Consider the following 21,195-nt stretch of genomic DNA (forward strand, 5'->3'; position numbering starts at 1 on the left):
GTAAGCGATGACAACGACGATCCCGCAGGCGATCCTCGACAATCTCACGAATGTCACCATGCCGCACCCGGTACGGGCGGCGCAGGCGCACAGCACGCTGACGCTGGGCGACTACCGTATTCCGGTGTACCACAGCGATGCGCTGGTGGTGGGCAGCGGAGCGGCGGGACTGCGGGCAGCGGTGGAATTGCGTCGCCGTCGTGTGGATGTGCTGGTCGCCACGCAAACGCTGTTCTGGGGAACGTCGGCCTGTTCCGGGTCCGATAAGCAAACGCTGCACACCGCCTCCACCAGCTTTCACGGTGATGATTTCACCCGGCTGGCGAGCGCCATCGGCGCAGGCGGCGCGATGGACGGTGATACCGCCTACGTGGAAGCGGTGGGATCGGTGGAAGCCTTTATCGGCCTGAAAAGTATCGGCCTGCCGCTGCCGGAGGATGAATACGGCGCGGTGCTGCGCTATCAGACCGATCATGATGAAGTAGGGCGCGCCACCAGTTGCGGGCCGCGCACCTCGCGCCTGATGGTCAAAGTGCTGGCAGAAGAGGCGGTGCTGCTGGACGTGCCTTTTGTCGATCACGCCACGGTGATCCGCCTGCTCACCGAAGGCGAGGGCGATGCCCGTCGCATCGTGGGTGCCATTGCCATCGTGAAAGGCGCGCGGGGTACAGACAACCCGTGGGGACTCTGCCTTTTGCGCAGCGCCAGCGTCGTGCTGGCCTCCGGCGGCCCGGGCGAACTGTTCCGCGACAGCGTCTACCCGAAACGCTGCTTCGGATCGCTGGGCCTGGCGCTGGAGGCGGGCATCGAAACCGTCAATTTAACCGAGCACCAGTTTGGCATCGGCACCCGCCGCGACGATTTCCCGTGGAATCTGTCCGGCACCTATGTGCAAAGCATGCCTTACATCTATTCAGTGGATGATCACGGCGACGAGCACAACTTTCTGGCGCGCTATTACCGCACCACCCGCGAGCTGGTATCGAACATTTTCCGCAAAGGTTACCAGTGGCCGATCCACGCCACGCGGATGCTGAACTTTGGTTCAAGCCTGGTGGATCTGGCGATTTATAACGAGTCGCAGGCCGGGCGCACGGTGTACATGGATTTCAACCGCAACCCGCTGCCCGTGCCGGGGGATGCGCCATTTTCGCTCGATAATCTCGACGACGATGTTTACCAGTACCTTTGCAACAACAACGCCTGTCTGGAACAGCCCATCGACCGGCTGCGGCACATGAATCCGCTGGCTATCGAGCTTTATAAACACCACGGCTACGATCTCACGCAGCATCCGCTGGCGTTTAACGTCAATCATCAGCACATGAACGGCGGCATTGCGGTGGACACCTGGGGGCACTCGTCGCTGAACGGCTGCTACGCGGTTGGCGAGGCGGCGGGGACCCACGGCGTGACGCGGCCAGGCGGCGCGGCGCTCAATGCCGGGCAGGTTTTTGGCTTACGCTGCGCCAAACACATTGCCGCCACGCCACGCGAGCCGGTGAACAGCCTGTTTGAGAACGAACTGACGGCGGTGCTGGCGCAAATCCAGCGCGACAGCCGCCACCCGGAGGCCCTGCGCATTGAGGATGTTCGCGCTCAGGTGCAGCAGCGGATGAGCGATCGGGCAGGATTTATCTGCAATACCAGCCGGGTAGGGGAAGCGCGTCAGGAGGCGTGCGCGCTGAATCAGCGGATCGCCCGCGACGGCGTGGCGATAACCCATCCGAATCAGGCGGCGTTCAGCTTTCAGTGGCGGCAAATGGCGCTGGCATCAGAAGCGATGCTGGCGGCGCTGGAGACTTACATCGGGCAGGGCGGCGGCAGTCGCGGCGCGCGCGTAATGTGTTCCGAACAGGGCGACGTTCAGCCGGAGAGCCGGGAAGAACCGCTCGGGCAATTTCGTTTTCTCTCCGAGAAAACCAGCCTGCGGCAAGAACAATTGTGCGTAACCTGGCGCAACAACGAATTTGCGATTTACAGCAAACCGCTGCGCAACTGCGGCGATCTGCAAAGCATCTTCTTTGAAAAGAACTGGCCTGATTTTCTCACCGGGCAAATTTACCGCCGCGACTGACCAGCACCCCTCCGGGCCCTTACGGGCCCGTTTTGCTTTTCGCGCCGCTTATTGTGTTATTATGCAATTCGTTCTGTTACTCCATTTAATACGGCGCTTATGAGTCATTCCGGCGAAGATCAGACTGAAAAAAACTCAGCAATCATTGGACGAACCCTGCGTCAGCGCCCGCTGGCACGTAAAAAGTTGTCCGATATGGTGGAAGAAGAGCTGGAGCAGATGATCCGCCGTGGCGAGTTTGCCGAAGGGGAACAGCTTCCGTCAGAGCGCGAACTGATGACCTTTTTTAACGTTGGTCGCCCCTCCGTGCGTGAAGCGCTCGCCGCGCTGAAGCGCAAAGGCCTGGTACAGATCAATAACGGTGAGCGCGCCCGCGTCTCCCGTCCCTCCGCCGATACCATCATTGGCGAGCTTTCCGGCATGGCGAAGGATTTCATGACCCACCCGGACGGCATTGCGCATTTCGAGCAGTTGCGCCTGTTCTTTGAATCCAGTCTGGTACGCCACGCCGCCGTTCACGCCACCGATGCGCAGATTGCGCGCCTGGGCAAAGCGCTCGAACTCAACAGCCAGTCGCTGGATGACAACGCGCTGTTTATCCGCTCGGATGTGGAATTTCACCGCGTGCTGGCGGAGATCCCCGGCAACCCGATTTTCATGGCGATCCACGTCGCCCTGTTAGACTGGCTGATCGCCGCGCGTCCAACGGTGCCGGAAAAAGAGTTACACGCCCACAATAATGAAAGCTATCAGCAGCATATTGCGATTGTGGACGCCATTCGCGCCCGCGATCCTGACGCCGCCGATTGCGCGCTACAAACCCACCTCAACAGCGTGTTTGCCGCCTGGCACGCCTGGCTGAAAAAGAAAAAATCCCGTAAGTAACGCCTGAGATCGTCACGATCATTTAGTGAGGCCGATCGCATTCTGAACGATCGGCGCTATCCTGCTTATCGATCTCACTGGTATAACAGGTATAAAGGTATGCCGTTATTCATCATTCATGAACTATGAGGTCTTTATGTCAGTCCGTCTCCAGGGTGTTATGCCCGCGTTACTTACCCCGTTCGATCAGCAACAACGCCTTGATACCGACAGTCTGCGCCGCCTGGTACGCTTTAATATCGCGCAGGGTATTGATGGCCTGTACGTGGGCGGCTCCACTGGCGAAGCCTTTGTGCAAAGCATCGCCGAGCGCCAGGAAGTGCTTGAGATCGTGGCCGAAGAAGCAAAAGGGAAGATCACGCTGATTGCCCATGTGGGTACCGTCAGCACCGGGGAAAGCCAGCAACTGGCCGCCGCCGCCAGCCGCTATGGTTATGACGCTGTCTCCGCCGTTACGCCGTTCTACTATCCGTTCAGCTTCGACGAACATTGCGAGCACTATCGCGCAATCATTGATTCATCTGATGGTTTACCGATGGTGGTGTATAACATTCCTGCCCTGAGCGGTGTGAAGCTCACCCTCGATCAAATCAACACGCTGGTGACGCTGCCAGGCGTCGGCGCACTGAAACAGACCTCCGGTGATCTCTACCAGATGGAGCAGATCCGCCGCGCGCATCCGGATCTGGTGCTCTACAACGGCTATGACGAGATCTTCGCGTCAGGCCTGCTGGCAGGGGCCGACGGTGGGATCGGCAGTACCTACAACATTATGGGCTGGCGTTACAAAGGCATTGAACAGGCGCTGAAAGCGGGCGACATCGCCACCGCGCAGGCACTGCAAAGCCAGTGCAACAGCGTCATCGATCAGCTCATTCAGGTGGGCGTGTTCCGTGGCCTGAAAACGGTACTGCATTACATGGATGTGCTGTCTGTACCACTGTGCCGTAAACCCTTTGCCCCGGTCGATGAAAAATATCTGCCGCAGTTGAAAGCACTGGCTCAGCAGTTGATGCAGGAGCGCGGCTAAGCCCTCACCCTCACCCTCTCCCTAAGGGAGAGGGGACAGCCCGAGTTCGGACTCGCTTTTTTCCCTCTCCCTCAGGGAGAGGGCCAGGGTGAGGGTAAAAAATTGTTAACACATTCATACCAAAGCGTATGGGGCACCCCCATCGCGGGAGACTCAACATGAGTACGACAACCCAAAATATCCCGTGGTATCGCCACCTTAACCGGTCGCAATGGCGGGCATTTTCCGCCGCATGGCTCGGCTATCTGCTTGATGGTTTTGATTTTGTTCTGATTGCCCTGGTGCTGACTGAAATTCAGGGCGAGTTTGGCCTGACAACGGTGCAGGCGGCCAGTTTGATCTCAGCGGCGTTTATCTCCCGCTGGTTTGGCGGGCTGATGCTTGGCGCAATGGGTGACCGCTATGGCCGCCGCCTCGCGATGGTATCGAGCATCGTTTTATTCTCTCTCGGCACGCTGGCCTGCGGCTTCGCGCCGGGCTACACCACCATGTTTATCGCCCGGCTGGTGATCGGCATGGGGATGGCGGGCGAGTACGGCTCCAGCGCCACCTACGTCATTGAAAGCTGGCCGAAACAGCTGCGCAATAAAGCCAGCGGATTTCTGATTTCGGGCTTCTCCGTAGGCGCGGTGATCGCCGCCCAGGTTTACAGCCTCGTGGTCCCGGTGTGGGGCTGGCGGGCGCTGTTCTTCATCGGCATCCTGCCGATTATCTTCGCGCTCTGGCTGCGTAAAAACATTCCTGAAGCAGAAGACTGGAAGCAGAAACATGCCGGTAAAGCGCCGGTACGCACGATGGTGGATATCCTCTACCGGGGCAAGCTGCGGGTGGTTAACGTCCTGATGACGATCGCGGCGGCGACCGCGCTGTGGTTCTGCTTTACCGGTCATGCGGGTAACGCCGGGCTGGTGGTGGTGCTGGGCCTGATGTGCGCGGCGATCTTTATCAGCTTTATGGTGCAAAGCAGCGGCAAACGCTGGCCGACCGGCGTGACGCTGATGGTGGTGGTGCTGTTCGCCTTTCTGTACTCGTGGCCGATTCAGGCGCTGTTACCGACCTATTTGAAAACCGAACTGGCTTACGATCCGGCGATGGTGGCGAAAGTGCTGTTCTTCAGCGGCTTTGGTGCGGCGGTGGGTTGCTGCGTGGGCGGTTTTCTCGGTGACTGGCTCGGAACGCGTAAAGCCTACGTGTACAGCCTGCTGGCGTCGCAACTGCTGATTGTCCCGGTGTTCGCCATCGGCGGGGCGAATATCTGGGTACTGGGAGCCCTGCTGTTCTTCCAGCAAATGCTGGGGCAGGGGATCTCCGGGATCTTACCGAAACTCATCGGCGGCTATTTTGATACCGACCAGCGTGCGGCAGGGCTTGGCTTTACCTACAACGTTGGCGCACTGGGCGGCGCACTGGCTCCGATTATCGGCGCGCTGTTTGCGCAGAAAATGGAACTGGGCACTGCGTTAGGTTCCCTCTCCTTTAGCCTGACCTTCGTGGTGATCCTGTTGATTGGCCTGGATATGCCGTCACGCGTCCAGCGCTGGCTGCGCCCGGAAGCGTTACGCACGCACGATGCCATCGACGGTAAACCCTTTAGCGGGGCTGTTGTGCGGGGGGCTGACAAAAGCGCCCTGATGAAAACCAAAAGTTAGTCTGATTGCCCGGCCTTTGCGCCGGGCATTATTCGTAGGGAATATGAAAAGGCGATGTAATGACCACGCTGGCGATTGATATTGGCGGCACCAAACTGGCCGCCGCTCTGGTAAGTACAGATTTACGCATCCACGAACGGCGCGAACTGCCTACGCCTGCCAGTAAAACCCCGGATGCATTGCGCGATGCGCTAAACGAATTAGTCAGCCCCCTGAAAGCGCAGGCACAGCGGGTGGCTATCGCCTCGACCGGGATTATCCATGAGGGAACGCTGCTGGCGATCAACCCGCAAAATCTCGGTGGACTGATGCACTTCCCGCTGGTGCAGACGCTGGAAGCGATCACCGGTCTGCCGACGCAGGCGGTGAATGACGCACAGGCGGCGGCATGGGCGGAATACCACGCCCTGGCCGATGGCATCAGCGATATGGTGTTTATAACCGTTTCCACCGGCGTCGGTGGTGGCGTGGTAAGCAGCGGCAAATTACAGACCGGCACGGGAGGACTCGCCGGGCATCTCGGGCATACGCTGGCAGACCCAAACGGCCCGGTGTGCGGCTGCGGTCGGAGAGGCTGTGTGGAAGCCATCGCCTCCGGGCGCGGAATCTCGGCGGCAGCCCAGGGCGATCTGGCCGGATGTGACGCAAAAACCATTTTCGCCCGCGCAGCAGACGGGCATGAACAGGCCCGGTTACTGGTGCAATCCTCGGCGCGAGTGCTGGCACGGTTAATTGCCGATGTGAAAGCGATAACCGACTGTCAGCGCGTAGTGATCGGCGGCAGCGTCGGGCTTGCTGAGGGCTATCTGGCGCAGGTACGTCACTGGCTGGCACAGGAGCCGGGGATTTATCACGTTGAATTGAGTGCGGCGCATTATCGCAATGACGCTGGCTTACTGGGTGCAGCATTGCTGGCGACAGGAGAAAAATCATGATGATGGGTGACAGCCAGACGCTGGCGTCTGCGGGGTTACACAGGGTGCTGAAAGAGGCGTTAACGCAGGCGCTGTCTGAAAGCCCCCACGAAAAAGCGCCGGGGCGCTATGCGCTACAAGGCGATGATATCTTTATGAATGTGATGCAGTTTGCCACGCAGCCGTCTGGGGATAAAAAAGCGGAACTGCATGAGCAATATATTGATATTCAACTGCTGCTGAGTGGGGAGGAGCGGATTTATTACGGCGTGGCGGACTCTGCGCTTGGGTGCGAAGAGAAGCATGTGGAAGAGGATTACCAGCTTTGTGCGCAGATTGCCGATGAGCAGGTAGTGACGTTACGGCCTGGGATGTTCGCGGTATTTTTTCCGGGAGAGCCGCATAAGCCGGGCTGCGTGGTGACGTCGCCGCAGGAGATTAAAAAAGCGGTAATTAAAGTCAATATAAACACCCTCACCCCGCCCTCTCCCTGAGGGAGAGGGAGTGTATGTTAGAAGGGTAGGGAGAGGGCGTCTGTGTCCCCTCTCCCTTTGGGAGAGGGTTAGGGTGAGGGGAAAGGTTTTACACTTCCAGCCAGTTCATGATCCCGTCAGCCGCTTTTCGCCCTTCGGCGATGGCGGTGACGACCAGATCTGATCCACGCACGATGTCACCACCGGCGAAGATTTTCGGGTTGCTGGTCTGGAACGCATTTTCGTTGCCTTCCGGCGCAATAATACGGCCCTGCGAATCCAGCTCAACGCTGTGCTCTGCCAGCCATTCCATGCTGTGCGGACGGAAACCAAACGCCATCACCACGGCATCGGCAGGCACCACGTGCTCGGAACCGGCAACGATTTCTGCGCGACGGCGACCGTATGCATCCGGTGCGCCCATTTCGGTACGCGCCATTCTCACACCGCTCACCTTGCCGTTGGCATTCACTTCAATGCCCAGCGGCTGCACGTTGAACTGGAACTCTACGCCTTCTTCACGCGCGTTTTTCACTTCGCGGCGTGAGCCCGGCATGTTCTCTTCGTCACGACGATACGCACAGGTCACATGCGTTGCGTTCTGGCGAATAGAGGTGCGCACGCAGTCCATCGCGGTATCACCACCGCCCAGCACGACCACGCGTTTGCCTTCCATGCTGACGAAAGGTTCGTCCGCTGTTTCGCCAAAGCCCATCAACTGCTTGGTGTTGGCGATGAGGAACGGCAGGGCGTCGAATACGCCGGATGCGTCTTCGTTTTCCAGTCCGCCGCGCATCGACTGATAGGTGCCGACGCCGAGGAACACGGCATCGTAATCTTTCAGCAGATCGCTAAGCTGTACGTCACGACCGACTTCCACGTTGAGTTTGAACTCAATGCCCATGTCGGTGAAAATTTCACGGCGACGGGTCATGACCTCTTTTTCCAGCTTGAACGCCGGGATACCGAAGGTCAGCAGACCGCCGATTTCCGGGTGACGGTCAAAGACCACGGCTTTAACGCCGTTGCGGGTCAGCACGTCGGCACACGCCAGACCTGCCGGACCTGCGCCGATGATCGCCACGCGTTTGTCGGTCTGACGCACGCCGGTCATGTCCGGACGCCAGCCCATTTCGAACGCTTTATCGTTGATATAGCGCTCGATGTTGCCGATCGTCACCGCACCAAACTCATCGTTCAGCGTACAGGACCCTTCACAAAGACGGTCCTGCGGACACACACGCCCGCACACTTCCGGCAGGGTGTTGGTCTGATGCGACAGTTCCGCCGCTTCGAAAATACGCCCTTCATTGGCCAGCTTCAGCCAGTTCGGGATGTAGTTATGGACCGGACATTTCCACTCGCAGTAGGGATTGCCGCAGGACAGGCAGCGATCTGCCTGTGCTTTGGCCTGGCCTTCTGAAAACGGCTCGTAAATTTCAACAAATTCAATTTTACGGATCTTCAGCGCTTTTTTAGGCGGATCAACGCGCTGTAAGTCGATAAATTGATAGACATTCTGGCTCATTGCTTCCCCTTACTGCGCCTGCACCCGCAGCTCTGCTGCGGAACGACTACGGTGACCCAACAGTGCTTTCACATCGCTGGACTTCGGCTTAACCAGCGCGAATTTCGTCGAGAACGCTGGCCAGTTCGCCAGGATCTCTTCGCCGCGCGAGGAACCGGTATGCTGCACGTGCTCGGTGATTAAACCGCGCAGGTGCTCTTCATGGATGGCGAGGTCATCGACGCTCAGCACTTCCACCAGTTCCGGGTTCACGCGTTTGCGGAACTCGCCATCTTCGTCCAGTACGTAGGCGAAACCGCCCGTCATACCGGCCCCGAAATTCACCCCGGTTTTACCGAGGATACAGACGATCCCACCGGTCATATATTCACAGCCGTTATCGCCGATACCTTCAACCACGGTGATAGCACCGGAGTTACGCACGCCAAAACGCTCACCCGCACGGCCTGCGGCATACAGACGACCGCCGGTCGCGCCGTACAGACAGGTGTTGCCGATAATGCTCGCTTCGTGGCTGCGGAAGGCAGAACCCACCGGAGGACGCACCGCCAGCAGACCGCCCGCCATGCCTTTACCGACATAGTCGTTGGCATCGCCAGTCAGATACAGTTCCACGCCGCCTGCGTTCCACACGCCAAAGCTCTGGCCTGCGGTACCGCTGAAGTGCGCTTTAATCGGATCGGACGCCAGACCCTGATCGCCGTGCGTCTGGGCGATATACCCGGACAGCGACGCGCCCACAGAACGGTCGGTGTTGCGGATATCAAACCAGAAGGTTTTGCTCTGGCGCTCATCGACAAACGGCTTCGCCTGTTGCAGCAACTGCGCGTTCAGTACGCCATTATCAAACGGCGGGTTGGTTTCCGTGCAGTGCAGCGCTTTGCCCGGATGCGGCTCGGCGGTTTCCAGCAGTTTGTGCAGATTCAGTTTCTGCTGTTTAGCGGTGAAGCCTTCCAGCTCTTTTAACAGATCGGTGCGACCAATCAGATCCACCAGGCGCGTCACGCCAAGCTGCGCCATCAACTCGCGGGTTTCGCGGGCGATAAATTCAAAGTAGTTAGTCACTTTGAACGGCAAACCGTGATAGTGGTTTTTACGCAGTTTTTCGTCCTGGGTTGCAACACCGGTTGCGCAGTTGTTCAGATGGCAAATACGCAGGTATTTACAGCCCAGCGCCACCATCGGGCCGGTACCGAAGCCGAAACTTTCCGCACCCAGAATGGCCGCTTTGATGATATCCACGCCGGTTTTCAGACCGCCATCGACCTGCAAACGGATCTTGTGACGCAGACCATTCGCCACCAGCGCCTGCTGGGTTTCCACAAGACCCAGTTCCCACGGACACCCGGCATATTTCACCGAGGAGAGCGGGCTTGCGCCGGTGCCGCCGTCGTAGCCAGCAATGGTGATCAGATCCGCGTAGGCTTTCGCCACACCGGTGGCGATGGTGCCGACGCCTGGTTCGGATACCAGCTTCACGGAAATCATCGCTTTCGGGTTGACCTGTTTCAGGTCGAAAATCAGCTGCGCCAGATCTTCGATAGAGTAAATATCGTGATGCGGCGGCGGCGAAATCAGCGTCACGCCAGGCACGGAGTAGCGCAGTTTGGCGATGTACGGGGTGACTTTATCGCCCGGTAACTGACCGCCTTCACCCGGCTTCGCGCCCTGAGCGACTTTAATCTGGATCACGTCGGCGTTGACCAGATACGCCGGCGTCACGCCAAAGCGACCGGAGGCCACCTGTTTGATGCGCGACACTTTATTGGTGCCGTAGCGCGCCGGATCTTCCCCGCCTTCGCCGGAGTTCGAGTTCCCGCCGATGCTGTTCATCGCTTCCGCCAGCGCTTCGTGTGCTTCCGGGCTTAACGCGCCGATAGACATTGCTGCGGTGTCAAAACGCTTAAACAATTCCTGCGCAGGCTCGACATCATCAATGCTGACGGCGTCGGCTGGCGGGTTAATCGCCAGCAAATCGCGCAGCGTGGCGGCCGGGCGTTCGTTCACCAGTTTTGCATACTGCTGGTAATCGCTGTAATCACCGGTCTGTACCGCCTGTTGCAGCGTTTTCACCACGTCCGGGTTGTAGGCGTGGTATTCGCCACCGTGCACGTATTTGAGCAGGCCGCCCGCATCCAGCGGTTTACGCGCCAGCCACGCACGCTTCGACAGGTTCATCAGATCCTGCTGGAAGTCAGCAAAGCCTGCGCCACCGATACGGCTGATCACGCCCTGGAAGCAGAGATCTGCGACATCGTCATGCAGACCGACCGCTTCGAACAGTTTCGAGCAGCGGTAAGAGGCGATGGTCGAAATGCCCATTTTGGACATGATTTTGTACAGACCTTTGTTGATGCCGTTACGGTAGTTCAGCATCACGGTGCGGTAGTTCTTATCAATGGCGTTCGTATCCACCAGTTTCGCCAGCGTTTCGTAGGCGAGATACGGGTAGATAGCCGTCGCACCAAAGCCGAGCAGCACGGCGAAGTGGTGCGGATCGCGGGCGCTTGCGGTTTCGACAATGATGTTGGCGTCGCAGCGCAGGCTCTTATCCACCAGGCGGGTCTGAATCGCGCCCACTGCCATCGGAGCCGGAACCGGCAGACGATCTTTGGCGATATTGCGGTCAGAGAGCACCAGCAGAACGGTGCCGTCGCGCACCATCTCTTCAGCTTTGTCACACAGCGCTTTCACTTTCTCTTCGAGGGAAATTTCATTCACGTCGAAAGTGATATCCAGCGTGTCGGCGCGATAGTGGTGCTCCGTCATGGTGGTGAGCTGTTTGAAATCGGAGTACAGCAAAATCGGCGACTTAAAGCTCAGGCGGTGCGCCTGGCCTTCGGCTTCGCAGAAGACGTTCATCTCGCGGCCAATGCTGGTCGCCAGCGACATCACGTGGGCTTCACGCAGCGGATCGATTGGCGGGTTGGTGACCTGCGCGAACTGCTGACGGAAGTAATCGTAAATAATGCGCGGCTGGCTGGAGAGCACGGCAAACGGGGTATCGTCACCCATTGAACCGACCGCTTCCTGGCCGTTCTCACCGAGCACGCGGATCACGGAATCCAGCTCTTCGGCGCTGTAGTTAAACTGCTTCTGGAAGCTGGCCAGCAGGTCGTCGCCCATCTCGCGACTGCCCACGGCGTCATCCGGCAGATCTTCAAACGGCACCAGACGACGGACGTTCTTCTCCATCCACTCTTTATACGGGTGGCGGCTTTTCAGATCGTCATCGGTTTCAGCGGAGTGCAGAATGCGGCCGCCGCGGGTGTCGATCACCATCAGCTCGCCAGGTCCGACGCGGCCTTTTTCGACCACTTCGTCCGGCTGGTAATCCCAGATCCCCACTTCGGAGGCACAGGTGATGAGCTTATCTTTGGTGATGACGTAGCGCGCCGGGCGGAGGCCGTTACGGTCGAGGTTACAGGCGGCGAAGCGACCATCGGACATCACGATGCCCGCCGGGCCGTCCCACGGCTCCATGTGCATGGAGTTAAAGTCGAAGAACGCGCGCAGTTCCGGGTCCATGTCCGGGTTGTTCTGCCAGGCCGGTGGTACCAGCAGGCGCATGGCGCGGACGATGTCCATCCCGCCGGCCAGCAGCAGTTCCAGCATGTTATCCATGGAACTGGAGTCCGAACCGGTTTCGTTTACGAACGGCGCAGCGCTGTGCAGATCCGGGATCAGCGGGGTCTGGAATTTATAGGTACGGGCGCGTGCCCACTGGCGGTTACCGGTAATGGTGTTGATTTCGCCGTTGTGCGCCAGATAGCGGAACGGCTGAGCCAGCGGCCAGCGCGGTACGGTGTTGGTGGAGAAGCGCTGGTGGAACAGGCAAATGGCCGATTCCAGGCGCAGGTCCGCCAGGTCCAGGTAAAAGCGCGGCAAATCTGCCGGCATACACAGACCTTTATAAATGTTAACCAGGTTCGAGAGGCTACAGACGTAGAACTCTTTATCTTCCTGGAGACGTTTTTCGATACGGCGACGCGCGATAAACAGACGGCGTTCCATATCGCGTGGACGCCAGCCTGCCGGGGCGTTAACAAAAATCTGTTCAATACGTGGCAGCGAGGAGAGGGCGATTTCACCGAGCACCCCTTCGTTAGTCGGCACATCGCGCCAGCCAACAATCGACAGGGTTTCTTGCTGAAGTTCTTCTTCTACGATGCGGCGTGACGCGGCGGCTTTTTCAGGATCCTGATTCAGGAACAGCATGCCCACGGCGTAGTTTTTGGCTAAGCGCCAGCCGCGCTCTTCGGCAACGATGCGGAAGAAACGGTCAGGTTTTTGTAGCAGCAGGCCGCAACCGTCGCCGGTTTTACCATCGGCAAGGATCGCACCACGGTGCTGCATTCGGGCCAGTGCGTGAATAGCGGTACGCACTACCTTGTGGCTAGGTTCGCCTTCTATGTGGGCGATCAGGCCGAAACCACAGTTATCCCTCTCAAGGGATTTATCGTACAACATATCAGTGAACCTCCCCAGGCTCTACGGGAGTCCCTCTTGAGCGTTACGCACAGGCACAGAAAGAGCGCGGCGACGGGGCTTACAGGCCTCGCATGTCGCCCTCTTTATTCCTTTTCGCGTATGTCAAACAAGTGTTGAGGACTTGCTTAAGAGGGAATCTCAATTACTGCATAAATATGATGAGCAGACCGCTCATCGAGAAAGCTTCCAGCGGATTTCCAAGTTATCGGGATTTACTACACAGGTCAAATGGCAATCTTATTTATGCAAAAATGTGCTAACAGTGGTTTAACTTAATGAAATTAAAAAGAATTGATGGGATTTGTTACCGCCGCAACGAGCAGGAAGGCCGATTCGTTCTGTGATCCCCCTCACTATAGGGAAGCGCTGTTATTGCGGGACTGTCCTGTTTTTAAAATTTAAGGCAGGATTTTCCACTGCCTTTTTTGTCTGGCCCGCATAAAGTCACTGTTTTACACAATGTGAACTATTTTTGAAAAATAGTCGTACAACATAAGGAAAAGTAATCATGTACGGCGTGAATGAAATTGCGGTAATTTTGCTTGATTATGCAATAGGTGAGCGTCTTCTCTGACGATTGATCCAGGTCATCGCCGAAAAAGAGTATCAGTGGCAGGCTTGGCCCTTTCATCAGGCCGGTCTATCAGATTATGCAGTTACATAAATTAGTCAATATGTTTGGTGGCGATCTTGCCCGCCGTTATGGGGAGAAAGTCCATAAACTGACGTTGCACGGCGGGTTTAGCTGTCCTAACCGGGATGGCACCATCGGGCGGGGTGGCTGCACTTTTTGTAATGTGGCCTCGTTTGCCGACGAAACCCAGCAAAATCACTCCATCGCAGAACAACTGACGTATCAATCGCAGCTGGTTAACCGCGCAAAACGCTACCTCGCTTATTTCCAGGCGTATACCAGCACCTGGGCGGAAGTGCAGGTGCTGCGTGCGATGTATCAGCAGGCGGTCAGCCAGGCCAGCATCGTTGGGCTGTGCGTCGGCACACGCCCGGACTGCGTGCCGGATGCGGTGCTGGATCTGCTGAGTGAATATCACCAGTCGGGCTACGAGGTGTGGCTCGAACTGGGGTTGCAGACCGCGCACGATAAAACGCTGCACCGGATTAATCGCGGCCATGATTTTGCCTGTTATCAGCAAACCGCCCGCCGGGCGCGTGAACGCGGGCTGAAGGTGTGCAGTCATTTAATTGTCGGTTTACCCGGGGAAGGGCAGGCGGAGTGCCTCGACACGCTCAACCGCGTGGTGGAGATGGGTGTGGACGGGATTAAGCTGCACCCGCTGCATATCGTGAAAGGCAGTACGATGGCAAAAGCGTGGGAAGCCGGGCGGCTTGAGGGGATTGAACTGGATGCGTACACGGTGACGGCAGGCGAGATGATCCGCCATACGCCGGCGGAGGTGATTTACCACCGGATCTCAGCCAGCGCCCGCCGCCCGACGCTGCTCGCACCGCTGTGGTGTGAGAACCGCTGGACGGGAATGGTGGAGCTGGATCGCTATCTTAATCAGTATGGGGTGCAGGGATCGGCGCTGGGCCGCGGCTGGGTTTCCCCCTCACCCTAACCCTCTCCCGCCGGGAGAGGGGACGGCTCGAGTGCGGACCCGCTTTTCACCCTCTCCCTGAGGGAGAGGGCCGGGGTGAGGGTTTACAGGCTCCCCGCCGGGCGGCCACGCCCTGTTGAATTGAGCGTTCTGGCTTTACCGCCCAACGTTTCCAGGCGCATCTGGAACGGCGGGAACGGCATGTCGATACCGTGCTCGCGGAAGCCCGCCAGAATCAGCTGGTGGATCTCGTGGCGTAGCGGCATCCGGTGGCCCATCTCTGCGGCATAAATACGCAGTTCAAAAAGCTGAATACCCTGCTGCAAATCGACCAGAAACACTTCCGGGGGCGGGTTATCAATCACCAGCGAACAGCGCTCGGCGGCGGTATAGAGCAGTTGCGTCACCTCTTCGCTGTTGGCGTCCGCCGGCGCAGGCACCGTCAGCACCACACGCGTCACCGAGTCCGACAGCGACCAGTTGATAAACTGCTCGGTGATAAACGCTTTGTTCGGCACGATGATCTCTTTGCGATCCCAGTCGCTGATGGTCGTGGCGCGCGTGTTGATCTTCGTGATGCTGCCGGTCAAATCACGGATCGTCACCGTGTCGCCGATCCTGATCGGTTTTTCAAACAGAATGATCAGGCCGGAAATAAAGTTGGCGAAGATCTCCTGTAAGCCGAAGCCCAGCCCCACACCTAACGCCGCTACCAGCCATTGCAGTTTTGACCACTCGATACCAATCATCGAGAAGCCCACCAGTCCGCCAAACAGCATCAGCAGGTATTTGGTGATGGTGGTAATGGCGTAACCGGTACCCGGCGTCAAATCGAGATGCTGCAACAGCGCCAGCTCCAGCAGCGCGGGCAGATTGCGCACCAGTTGCGTGGTGATGATGAACACCAGAATGGCGATCAGCACCGCGCCAAGGGTAATCGGCTCCAGGCTTTCCACGCCCTGCACGGTGGACGTCACGTCCCACAGGGAGATGTTTTCCAGAAAACCGAAGGCAGAATGGATTTCCGACCACAGCACAATCACCGACAGCAACGCGACCAGCATCAGGATCGAGCGCACCAGCCGCAGCGACTGGGTACTGATGGTGTCGAGATCCACCTCGCTGATGTCCACATCGATCGTGCCTTCGGTACTGGTCATGGCGTGCGGATCTTCTTCACCCCGCGCGCGCTGAGCGAGGATCTCCGCCCGGCGATGCTTGGCGCGATCAAAGGCCAGACGGCGACGCTGGATCAGCATCCAGCGACGGATGATGTGATACACCACCAGCAGCAGGAACCAGATAGCGACCGAGGTTTCCAGACGCGCCAGCAGCGCCTGCGCCGTGGCCAGATAGCCGACAGCGGCGGCGAGCATCGCCAGCAAAGGCGCACTGAGCAACAGGTTCCACAGCAAATGGTTACCCATGTTATCGCTGCTGCCGGTTTTATCGAGATACAGCGGAATGCCCGCCCGCTTTAGGCTTAGCGTAACCATCGCCAGCGCGCCGCAGATCAGCAGGAAACAGAGCCTGCCAAGGGATCCGGAAAACTCACGATCGTTCAGATTATCAAACATGATCAGCGCCATAATCAGCGGGATGATCATGCCAATACTCATCAGATAGTTGCGCATCCCCCGTGCCACGCGCGCGCGCGGCCAGCCAAAGTGGGTGACAAACAGGCCATTAGGACGGGCAAAGGTGGCGCAAATCATGACTGCCCACAGCAGCGGCACGGTGGCGGTCACGCCGTCGCCAATCGCTACCGCCAGCGGATACGGCCAGGCTTCGCGCAGACCGTAACCGAGCGTGGCCCACAGCACCGGCAGCGGGGAGGCGACCAGAATTGACCAGAACACCGTGCGCAGCGTCAGCCAGAAGTGATCCTGGGTGACCTTACCCACGCGGGCGGCAGACCGTTCCAGAAAACGGGTGAAGTGTTTGCGCGAATAGAGGCTGAAGCCCACCAGTCCGAGCGCGGCAAACAGTGGCAGTAGCGTCTCTTTGCTGGTCAACATCATCAGCGTCGCTTTACCCAACTGGCTGACGGTGTCGAGTGAGATCAGGCGGCGCAAATCCTGCACGATGTCGATGGGCCAGGAGAGCGTCATCGGGCTGACGTCTGAGGTCCAGAACAGGTAGCGGTGGGTGGCCTCGTTCACCTCTTTCAGCGCATCTTCAAGCTGGGTGTGCGACACCTTAAGTTTGGTCAGTTCAAGGATCAGCGTGTCGCCGCCCTGCAACAGCGAGGTGAGCAGTTCACGCTGCGTGCGCAACTGCGCTTCCAGAATGCGGTTTTGTTCGCTGGTGAGCGCCTGTCCGTTGGTCTGGCGAAGCTGTCGCAGTTGCGGCTGCTTGTTGAGCAGATCCTCATAACGCATCCGGTGCACACGCAGCTGCGCCATTTCGGTATCAAGCTGTTGCGGTTTCGGCATCTCCGGCAGTCTGGCGACCTGCGCACGCAGCGCTTCGCCGAGCATATTGGATGCGCCAAGCCACTGAGACTGTTCGCGCAGGGTGTTGAGCGCCTGACGTACCTGCAAGGTCTGGCTGGTCGCCTGCCGTTGCTGAGAGGCGACCAGATCCATGCGCTGCGCCTGTTGATTCAGTGCCTGCGACAGTTCGCGGTTAATTTTGAACTGCGCGACGATCCCGGCGGGTAAATTGGCGCTGTTTTCCGCCAGCAGTTCGGTGCTTTCCAGCGCCTGTTCGGCTTCGCGCTGGCGCTGGCTGTTGAGTTGATTACGCAGTGCCTGCAAATACGCGTCGAGCTGCTCGCTCTGTTTTTGCGCCAGTTCTGAGCGCATCCGGGCCAGCTCCTGGCGATTATTGGCTGAGAGCTGTGCCAGCTCCAGTTCATCCACCAGAGCTTTGAGGCGCGCGGATTCCGCCTGTGCCGCGAACGCCTGCGCCTGGGCGAGGGCGGTCGTGCCGCTTTGCGTGCCGGCGCGACGTTCCACCTCGTTAAGCTGGCGACGGGCATCGGTTTGCTGTTGCGGGAGCTGGCTCAGCGAGTCGCTGATTTCGCGGGCGCGTTCTTGTTCCTGCTGCGCCAGCCGGGTTTTATCCAGCAACTGGCTGCTGACTTGCAGGATCTCCTGATTCAGCGCGTCAGAGCTCATTCCGGCGGGGACGGATTTAGGTTCGTCGCGCAGGTTATTGAACTGCGAACGCAGGGTCTGGGAGGTTTTGGCGAAGTTGTCGATAACCAGCTGGTATTGCTTAGCGCGCTCGAGCGAGGCGTTTCGCTCGTCGAGCGCATTGAGCGCGGCCTGGAGCACCTCAACGGTTTCGGCCTGATCGGGCGACGCTTTCGCCGCCTTAGCCTGCTCCAGTTCCTGGGTTATCTGTTTTGTGTCGGGGACGGTCGCTGCGAACGCCCCCATACTGAGGCACCAGGCCATCAGAAAAGTGATAATCAGGCGCACGTCAGTTTACCTTTGTAAAAATCAAACAGGGTCTTTGTGGTCGTCCACAAGCGGGCTGGCGTCGTGCTCGGCTTCAATCTCTTCCGGCGAAAGCGGCGTCGGCTCCGGCATCACAATGGCTTCGGTGGAGACGGCCAGCGGTTCGCCGATTTTGGTCACGGAGAGGCTTTGTAGCTGCTCCATGAGATCCACTTTACCTGGTGCGAAGAGGTTGATGACCGTAGAGCCCAGCTTAAAGCGACCCATCTCCTGGCCTTTCAGCAGTGCGACGGAACCTTCGCTTTCACCTGCAGGCCACGTCCAGCGCTTGATGATACCTTCGCGCGGCGGGGTGATAGTGCCTGCCCACACGGTTTCAATGCTGCCAACGATGGTCGCACCCACGAGAACTTGCGCCATCGGACCGAATTCGGTATCGAACAGGCAGATAACGCGCTCGTTACGGGCAAACAGGTTAGGCACGTTACGCGCGGTCAGATGGTTAACGGAAAAGAGATCGCCCGGCACGTAGATCATCTCGCGCAGGATACCGTTACACGGCATATGTACGCGATGGTAGTCGCGCGGTGACAGATAGGTCGTGACAAACGACCCTTCGCGGAACAGATCCGCCATCAGGTAGTTACCTGCCAGCAGCGCTTCGAGGCTGTAGTTGTGGCCTTTCGCCTGCAACAGCTTGTCGTTTTCGATGCGACCTAACTGGCTGATCACGCCATCCGCAGGCATCACCAGCACGTTCGGATCGGTATTGAGCGGACGCACTTCATCGCGCAGCGGGCGGACAAAGAAATCGTTAAAGGTGCGATAGCTGGCGGTATCCGGCTTTTGCGCCTCTTTCATATCGACCTTGTAGTATTTGACGAACAGATCGATAACCAGTTTGGTCAACCAACCTGCGCGTTTGCTTGCGCCCCAGCCCGCGAGGCGGGTAAGCCACAGTTTAGGCAGGATGTATTGAAGCGAAAGTTTGAATGAATCTAACAAGGTAGCCTCCAGGCTATTGTTTATGTCGTTCTTGATCCGCACTCAAATAGCGGATCATCTAAAAATGAGCGATGGCAAGCTTACTGGTCAATCATCGGTATCAGAAAAGTGTTTACGCGTTTTTACTTGCGCCATGCTTTCCAGAATGCGGTGATAATTTTCGAAACGGGTTTCTGCGATCTTGCCATTATCGACTGCTTCACGAATGGCACACCCTGGATCGGTATCGTGCTTACAGTCGCGGTATTTGCAGTGGCCTAAATAGTCGTGAAATTCCACAAAGCCGTGGGTGATCTGATCCGGTTCAAGGTGCCACAGACCAAATTCACGCACGCCGGGGGAGTCGATCACATCGCCGCCGTGCGGGAAGTGGTACAGGCGCGCGGCGGTGGTGGTGTGCTGACCCAGCCCCGAGTTATCGGAAACGTCGTTGACTAAAATTTCTTGTTTCAGGCCCAGCAGCGCGTTCAGCAGGCTGGATTTCCCCACCCCGGACTGCCCGGCAAAGATACTGATGCGGTCGGTGAGAGCTTCTTCCAGCGGTTTTAAACCATCCTGCGTGTGGCTGGACACCATTAACACGCGGTAACCAATGCCGCGGTAGATATCCATCTGCTCATTCACAAAAGCCATGCCTTCTGCATCCAGCAGGTCGATTTTGTTCAGCACGATGATCGGCTCAACGTCCAGCGTTTCGCAGGCAACCAGGTAGCGGTCGATGATGTTAAGTGACAGCTCCGGCAGAATGGCGGAAACAATCACGATCTGATTGATATTGGCCGCGATAGGCTTCACGCCGTCGTAAAAGTCCGGGCGCGTCAGGACGGAAGTGCGCTCGTGCACCGCTTCGACGATCCCTTTAACGTTCACCCCTTCGGCTGCGGCTTTACCCGGACGCCAGACGACGCGATCGCCGGTGACCAGCGAACGGATTGTGCGGCGGATGTTGCAGCGGTGCGTTTCACCGTTGGCAGCTTCGACGTCGGCATGCATACCAAAACGGCTGATAACGATACCTTCAGCGGGCTCGCCAAACAGGGTGTCATCAGGCTCCGGCTTCTCCACAGAGGTTTTGAGCCGCCGCTGATGATTCGCTTTGACACGGCGTTGTTGGCCCTTGGAGAGTTTATTTTTACTCAATCGTGCTGACTCCTGGTCGCCCCTTATGGGCAAAACCTCTATGATACACGCTATTTTATAGTAGTTAACCAGATGTGGCTGGTTATGCGAGAAGGGTGGAAAATAGCATGAGTGCAAATGAAAACAACCTCATTTGGATCGATCTGGAAATGACCGGCCTCGATCCTAAGCAGGATCGGATTATCGAAATTGCAACGCTGGTCACCGATGCGAACCTGAACATTCTGGCAGAAGGCCCGGTGATTGCCGTGCATCAGTCGGATGAACAACTGGCGCTGATGGACGACTGGAACGTGCGAACCCATACCGGCAGCGGTCTGGTGGATCGCGTGAAAGCCAGTACCCAGGACGACCGTGCGGCCGAGCTTGCGACGATTGAGTTTTTGAAAGAGTGGGTACCGGCAGGGAAATCGCCGATTTGCGGCAACAGCATCGGCCAGGATCGCCGCTTCCTGTTTAAGTACATGCCGGAACTGGAAGCCTATTTCCATTACCGCTATCTCGACGTCAGCACGCTGAAAGAGCTGGCTAAACGCTGGAAGCCGGAAGTGCTGGATGGTCTGAAGAAGCAGAATACGCACCAGGCAATGGATGATATCCGCGAGTCGGTGGCGGAGCTGGCGTATTACCGGGAGCATTTTATTAAGCTTTAAGGTGGGTTGCCCCCTCACCCCGGCCCTCTCCCCTGGGGAGAGGGGGAAGGCCAGCCCGCGCTCGTCTTTTCGGGGAGAGGGGGAAAGATTAGTCCGCACTCGATCTGTTCCCTCTCCCCAGGGGAGAGGGTTAGGGTGAGGGGTTTTTAACCATTCAGAATACAAAATCACCATCTTGCCGATTAATTCAGCACTTGAACAAAAAAATCAAAATTTTGCGCTGCAGGGCTTGCAGCTAAAATGAATTCTCGTATAATGCGCCTCCCGTACCGATGCAGAAATTGCAGCGTTACACAGAGCGGGAATAGCTCAGTTGGTAGAGCACGACCTTGCCAAGGTCGGGGTCGCGAGTTCGAGTCTCGTTTCCCGCTCCAAAATTTGATT

General features: G+C 57.9%; 13 protein-coding genes and 1 tRNA gene. 9 read left to right on the top strand and 5 right to left on the bottom strand.

Annotation, left to right across the window (positions count from 1 at the left end; translation table 11 throughout):
* The first annotated feature begins 7 nt into the window (after positions 1-7).
* The 6 genes from BM373_RS20800 to nanQ all read left to right on the top strand — a co-directional run bounded on the left by BM373_RS20800 (position 8) and on the right by nanQ (position 7,049).
* Entirely contained in the window at positions 8-2,077 is a 2,070-nt protein-coding gene (locus BM373_RS20800) for an FAD-dependent oxidoreductase (RefSeq protein ID WP_090465964.1), read from the top strand.
* Positions 2,078-2,176: 99 nt separating this feature from the next.
* The gene (nanR, locus tag BM373_RS20805; protein WP_090465967.1) at positions 2,177-2,962 is read left to right on the top strand and encodes a transcriptional regulator NanR; all 786 of its coding nucleotides are present in this window, start codon (positions 2,177-2,179) and stop codon (positions 2,960-2,962) included.
* Positions 2,963-3,098: 136 nt separating this feature from the next.
* Positions 3,099-3,992 carry an N-acetylneuraminate lyase gene (nanA, locus tag BM373_RS20810; protein ID WP_090466002.1) on the top strand — a complete coding sequence of 298 codons (894 nt, stop codon included), beginning with the start codon at positions 3,099-3,101 and terminating at the stop codon, positions 3,990-3,992.
* Positions 3,993-4,150: 158 nt separating this feature from the next.
* Positions 4,151-5,641, top strand: coding sequence for an MFS transporter (locus BM373_RS20815; protein WP_090465969.1), 1,491 nt, complete (start codon positions 4,151-4,153; stop codon positions 5,639-5,641).
* A gap of 59 nt (positions 5,642-5,700) precedes the next feature.
* On the top strand, positions 5,701-6,576 hold the full coding sequence (locus BM373_RS20820) for an N-acetylmannosamine kinase (protein WP_090465972.1): 876 nt from the start codon (positions 5,701-5,703) through the stop codon (positions 6,574-6,576).
* Entirely contained in the window at positions 6,573-7,049 is a 477-nt protein-coding gene (gene nanQ, locus BM373_RS20825; protein WP_090465975.1) for an N-acetylneuraminate anomerase, read from the top strand. The genes BM373_RS20820 and nanQ overlap by 4 nt, the downstream gene beginning before the upstream one ends.
* Positions 7,050-7,137: 88 nt before the next feature.
* On the opposite strand, the gene gltD is transcribed toward nanQ, so the two are convergent.
* Both gltD and gltB read right to left on the bottom strand, forming a co-directional pair.
* A complete protein-coding gene (gltD, locus tag BM373_RS20830; protein WP_090465978.1) occupies positions 7,138-8,556 on the bottom strand; it encodes a glutamate synthase subunit GltD in 1,419 nt (472 codons plus the stop codon).
* A 9-nt stretch (positions 8,557-8,565) separates the two neighbouring features.
* On the bottom strand, positions 8,566-13,026 hold the full coding sequence (gene gltB, locus BM373_RS20835) for a glutamate synthase large subunit (protein ID WP_090465980.1): 4,461 nt from the start codon (positions 13,024-13,026) through the stop codon (positions 8,566-8,568).
* 671 nt (positions 13,027-13,697) lie between these two features.
* Between gltB and BM373_RS20845 the strand changes: the two genes are divergently transcribed.
* Positions 13,698-14,627 carry a tRNA modification radical SAM protein MnmL/YtqA gene (locus BM373_RS20845; RefSeq protein WP_090465986.1) on the top strand — a complete coding sequence of 310 codons (930 nt, stop codon included), beginning with the start codon at positions 13,698-13,700 and terminating at the stop codon, positions 14,625-14,627.
* 83 nt (positions 14,628-14,710) lie between these two features.
* Here BM373_RS20845 and mscM read toward each other — a convergent pair whose 3' ends face one another.
* From mscM to rsgA, 3 genes are all read right to left on the bottom strand, one after another.
* Positions 14,711-18,034 (bottom strand): miniconductance mechanosensitive channel MscM, encoded by a 3,324-nt coding sequence (gene mscM / locus BM373_RS20850; protein ID WP_090465989.1) that lies wholly within the window; start codon positions 18,032-18,034, stop codon positions 14,711-14,713.
* A 21-nt stretch (positions 18,035-18,055) separates the two neighbouring features.
* Positions 18,056-19,018, bottom strand: coding sequence for an archaetidylserine decarboxylase (asd, locus tag BM373_RS20855; protein WP_090465992.1), 963 nt, complete (start codon positions 19,016-19,018; stop codon positions 18,056-18,058).
* Positions 19,019-19,105: 87 nt separating this feature from the next.
* On the bottom strand, positions 19,106-20,158 hold the full coding sequence (gene rsgA, locus BM373_RS20860; protein ID WP_090465995.1) for a small ribosomal subunit biogenesis GTPase RsgA: 1,053 nt from the start codon (positions 20,156-20,158) through the stop codon (positions 19,106-19,108).
* 107 nt (positions 20,159-20,265) lie between these two features.
* Here rsgA and orn point away from each other — a divergent pair, with 107 nt between their 5' ends.
* On the top strand, positions 20,266-20,811 hold the full coding sequence (orn, locus tag BM373_RS20865; RefSeq protein ID WP_090465998.1) for an oligoribonuclease: 546 nt from the start codon (positions 20,266-20,268) through the stop codon (positions 20,809-20,811).
* Positions 20,812-21,109: 298 nt separating this feature from the next.
* Positions 21,110-21,185: transfer RNA gene (locus BM373_RS20870), tRNA-Gly, on the top strand.
* Positions 21,186-21,195 lie beyond the last annotated feature (10 nt).

This window comes from Enterobacter sp. kpr-6 (assembly GCF_900116015.1).
Lineage (GTDB): Bacteria > Pseudomonadota > Gammaproteobacteria > Enterobacterales > Enterobacteriaceae > Enterobacter_D.

Bases quoted from the DNA above. Each gene is read 5' to 3' on its own strand.
- nanA (WP_090466002.1), top strand. From the start codon at position 3,099: ATGTCAGTCCGTCTCCAGGGTGTTATGCCCGCGTTACTTACCCCGTTC.
- BM373_RS20800 (WP_090465964.1), top strand. From the start codon at position 8: ATGACAACGACGATCCCGCAGGCGATCCTCGACAATCTCACGAATGTC.
- orn (WP_090465998.1), top strand. From the start codon at position 20,266: ATGAGTGCAAATGAAAACAACCTCATTTGGATCGATCTGGAAATGACC.
- BM373_RS20820 (WP_090465972.1), top strand. From the start codon at position 5,701: ATGACCACGCTGGCGATTGATATTGGCGGCACCAAACTGGCCGCCGCT.
- BM373_RS20845 (WP_090465986.1), top strand. From the start codon at position 13,698: ATGCAGTTACATAAATTAGTCAATATGTTTGGTGGCGATCTTGCCCGC.
- gltD (WP_090465978.1), bottom strand. From the start codon at position 8,556: ATGAGCCAGAATGTCTATCAATTTATCGACTTACAGCGCGTTGATCCG.
- nanR (WP_090465967.1), top strand. From the start codon at position 2,177: ATGAGTCATTCCGGCGAAGATCAGACTGAAAAAAACTCAGCAATCATT.
- nanQ (WP_090465975.1), top strand. From the start codon at position 6,573: ATGATGATGGGTGACAGCCAGACGCTGGCGTCTGCGGGGTTACACAGG.
- BM373_RS20815 (WP_090465969.1), top strand. From the start codon at position 4,151: ATGAGTACGACAACCCAAAATATCCCGTGGTATCGCCACCTTAACCGG.
- gltB (WP_090465980.1), bottom strand. From the start codon at position 13,026: ATGTTGTACGATAAATCCCTTGAGAGGGATAACTGTGGTTTCGGCCTG.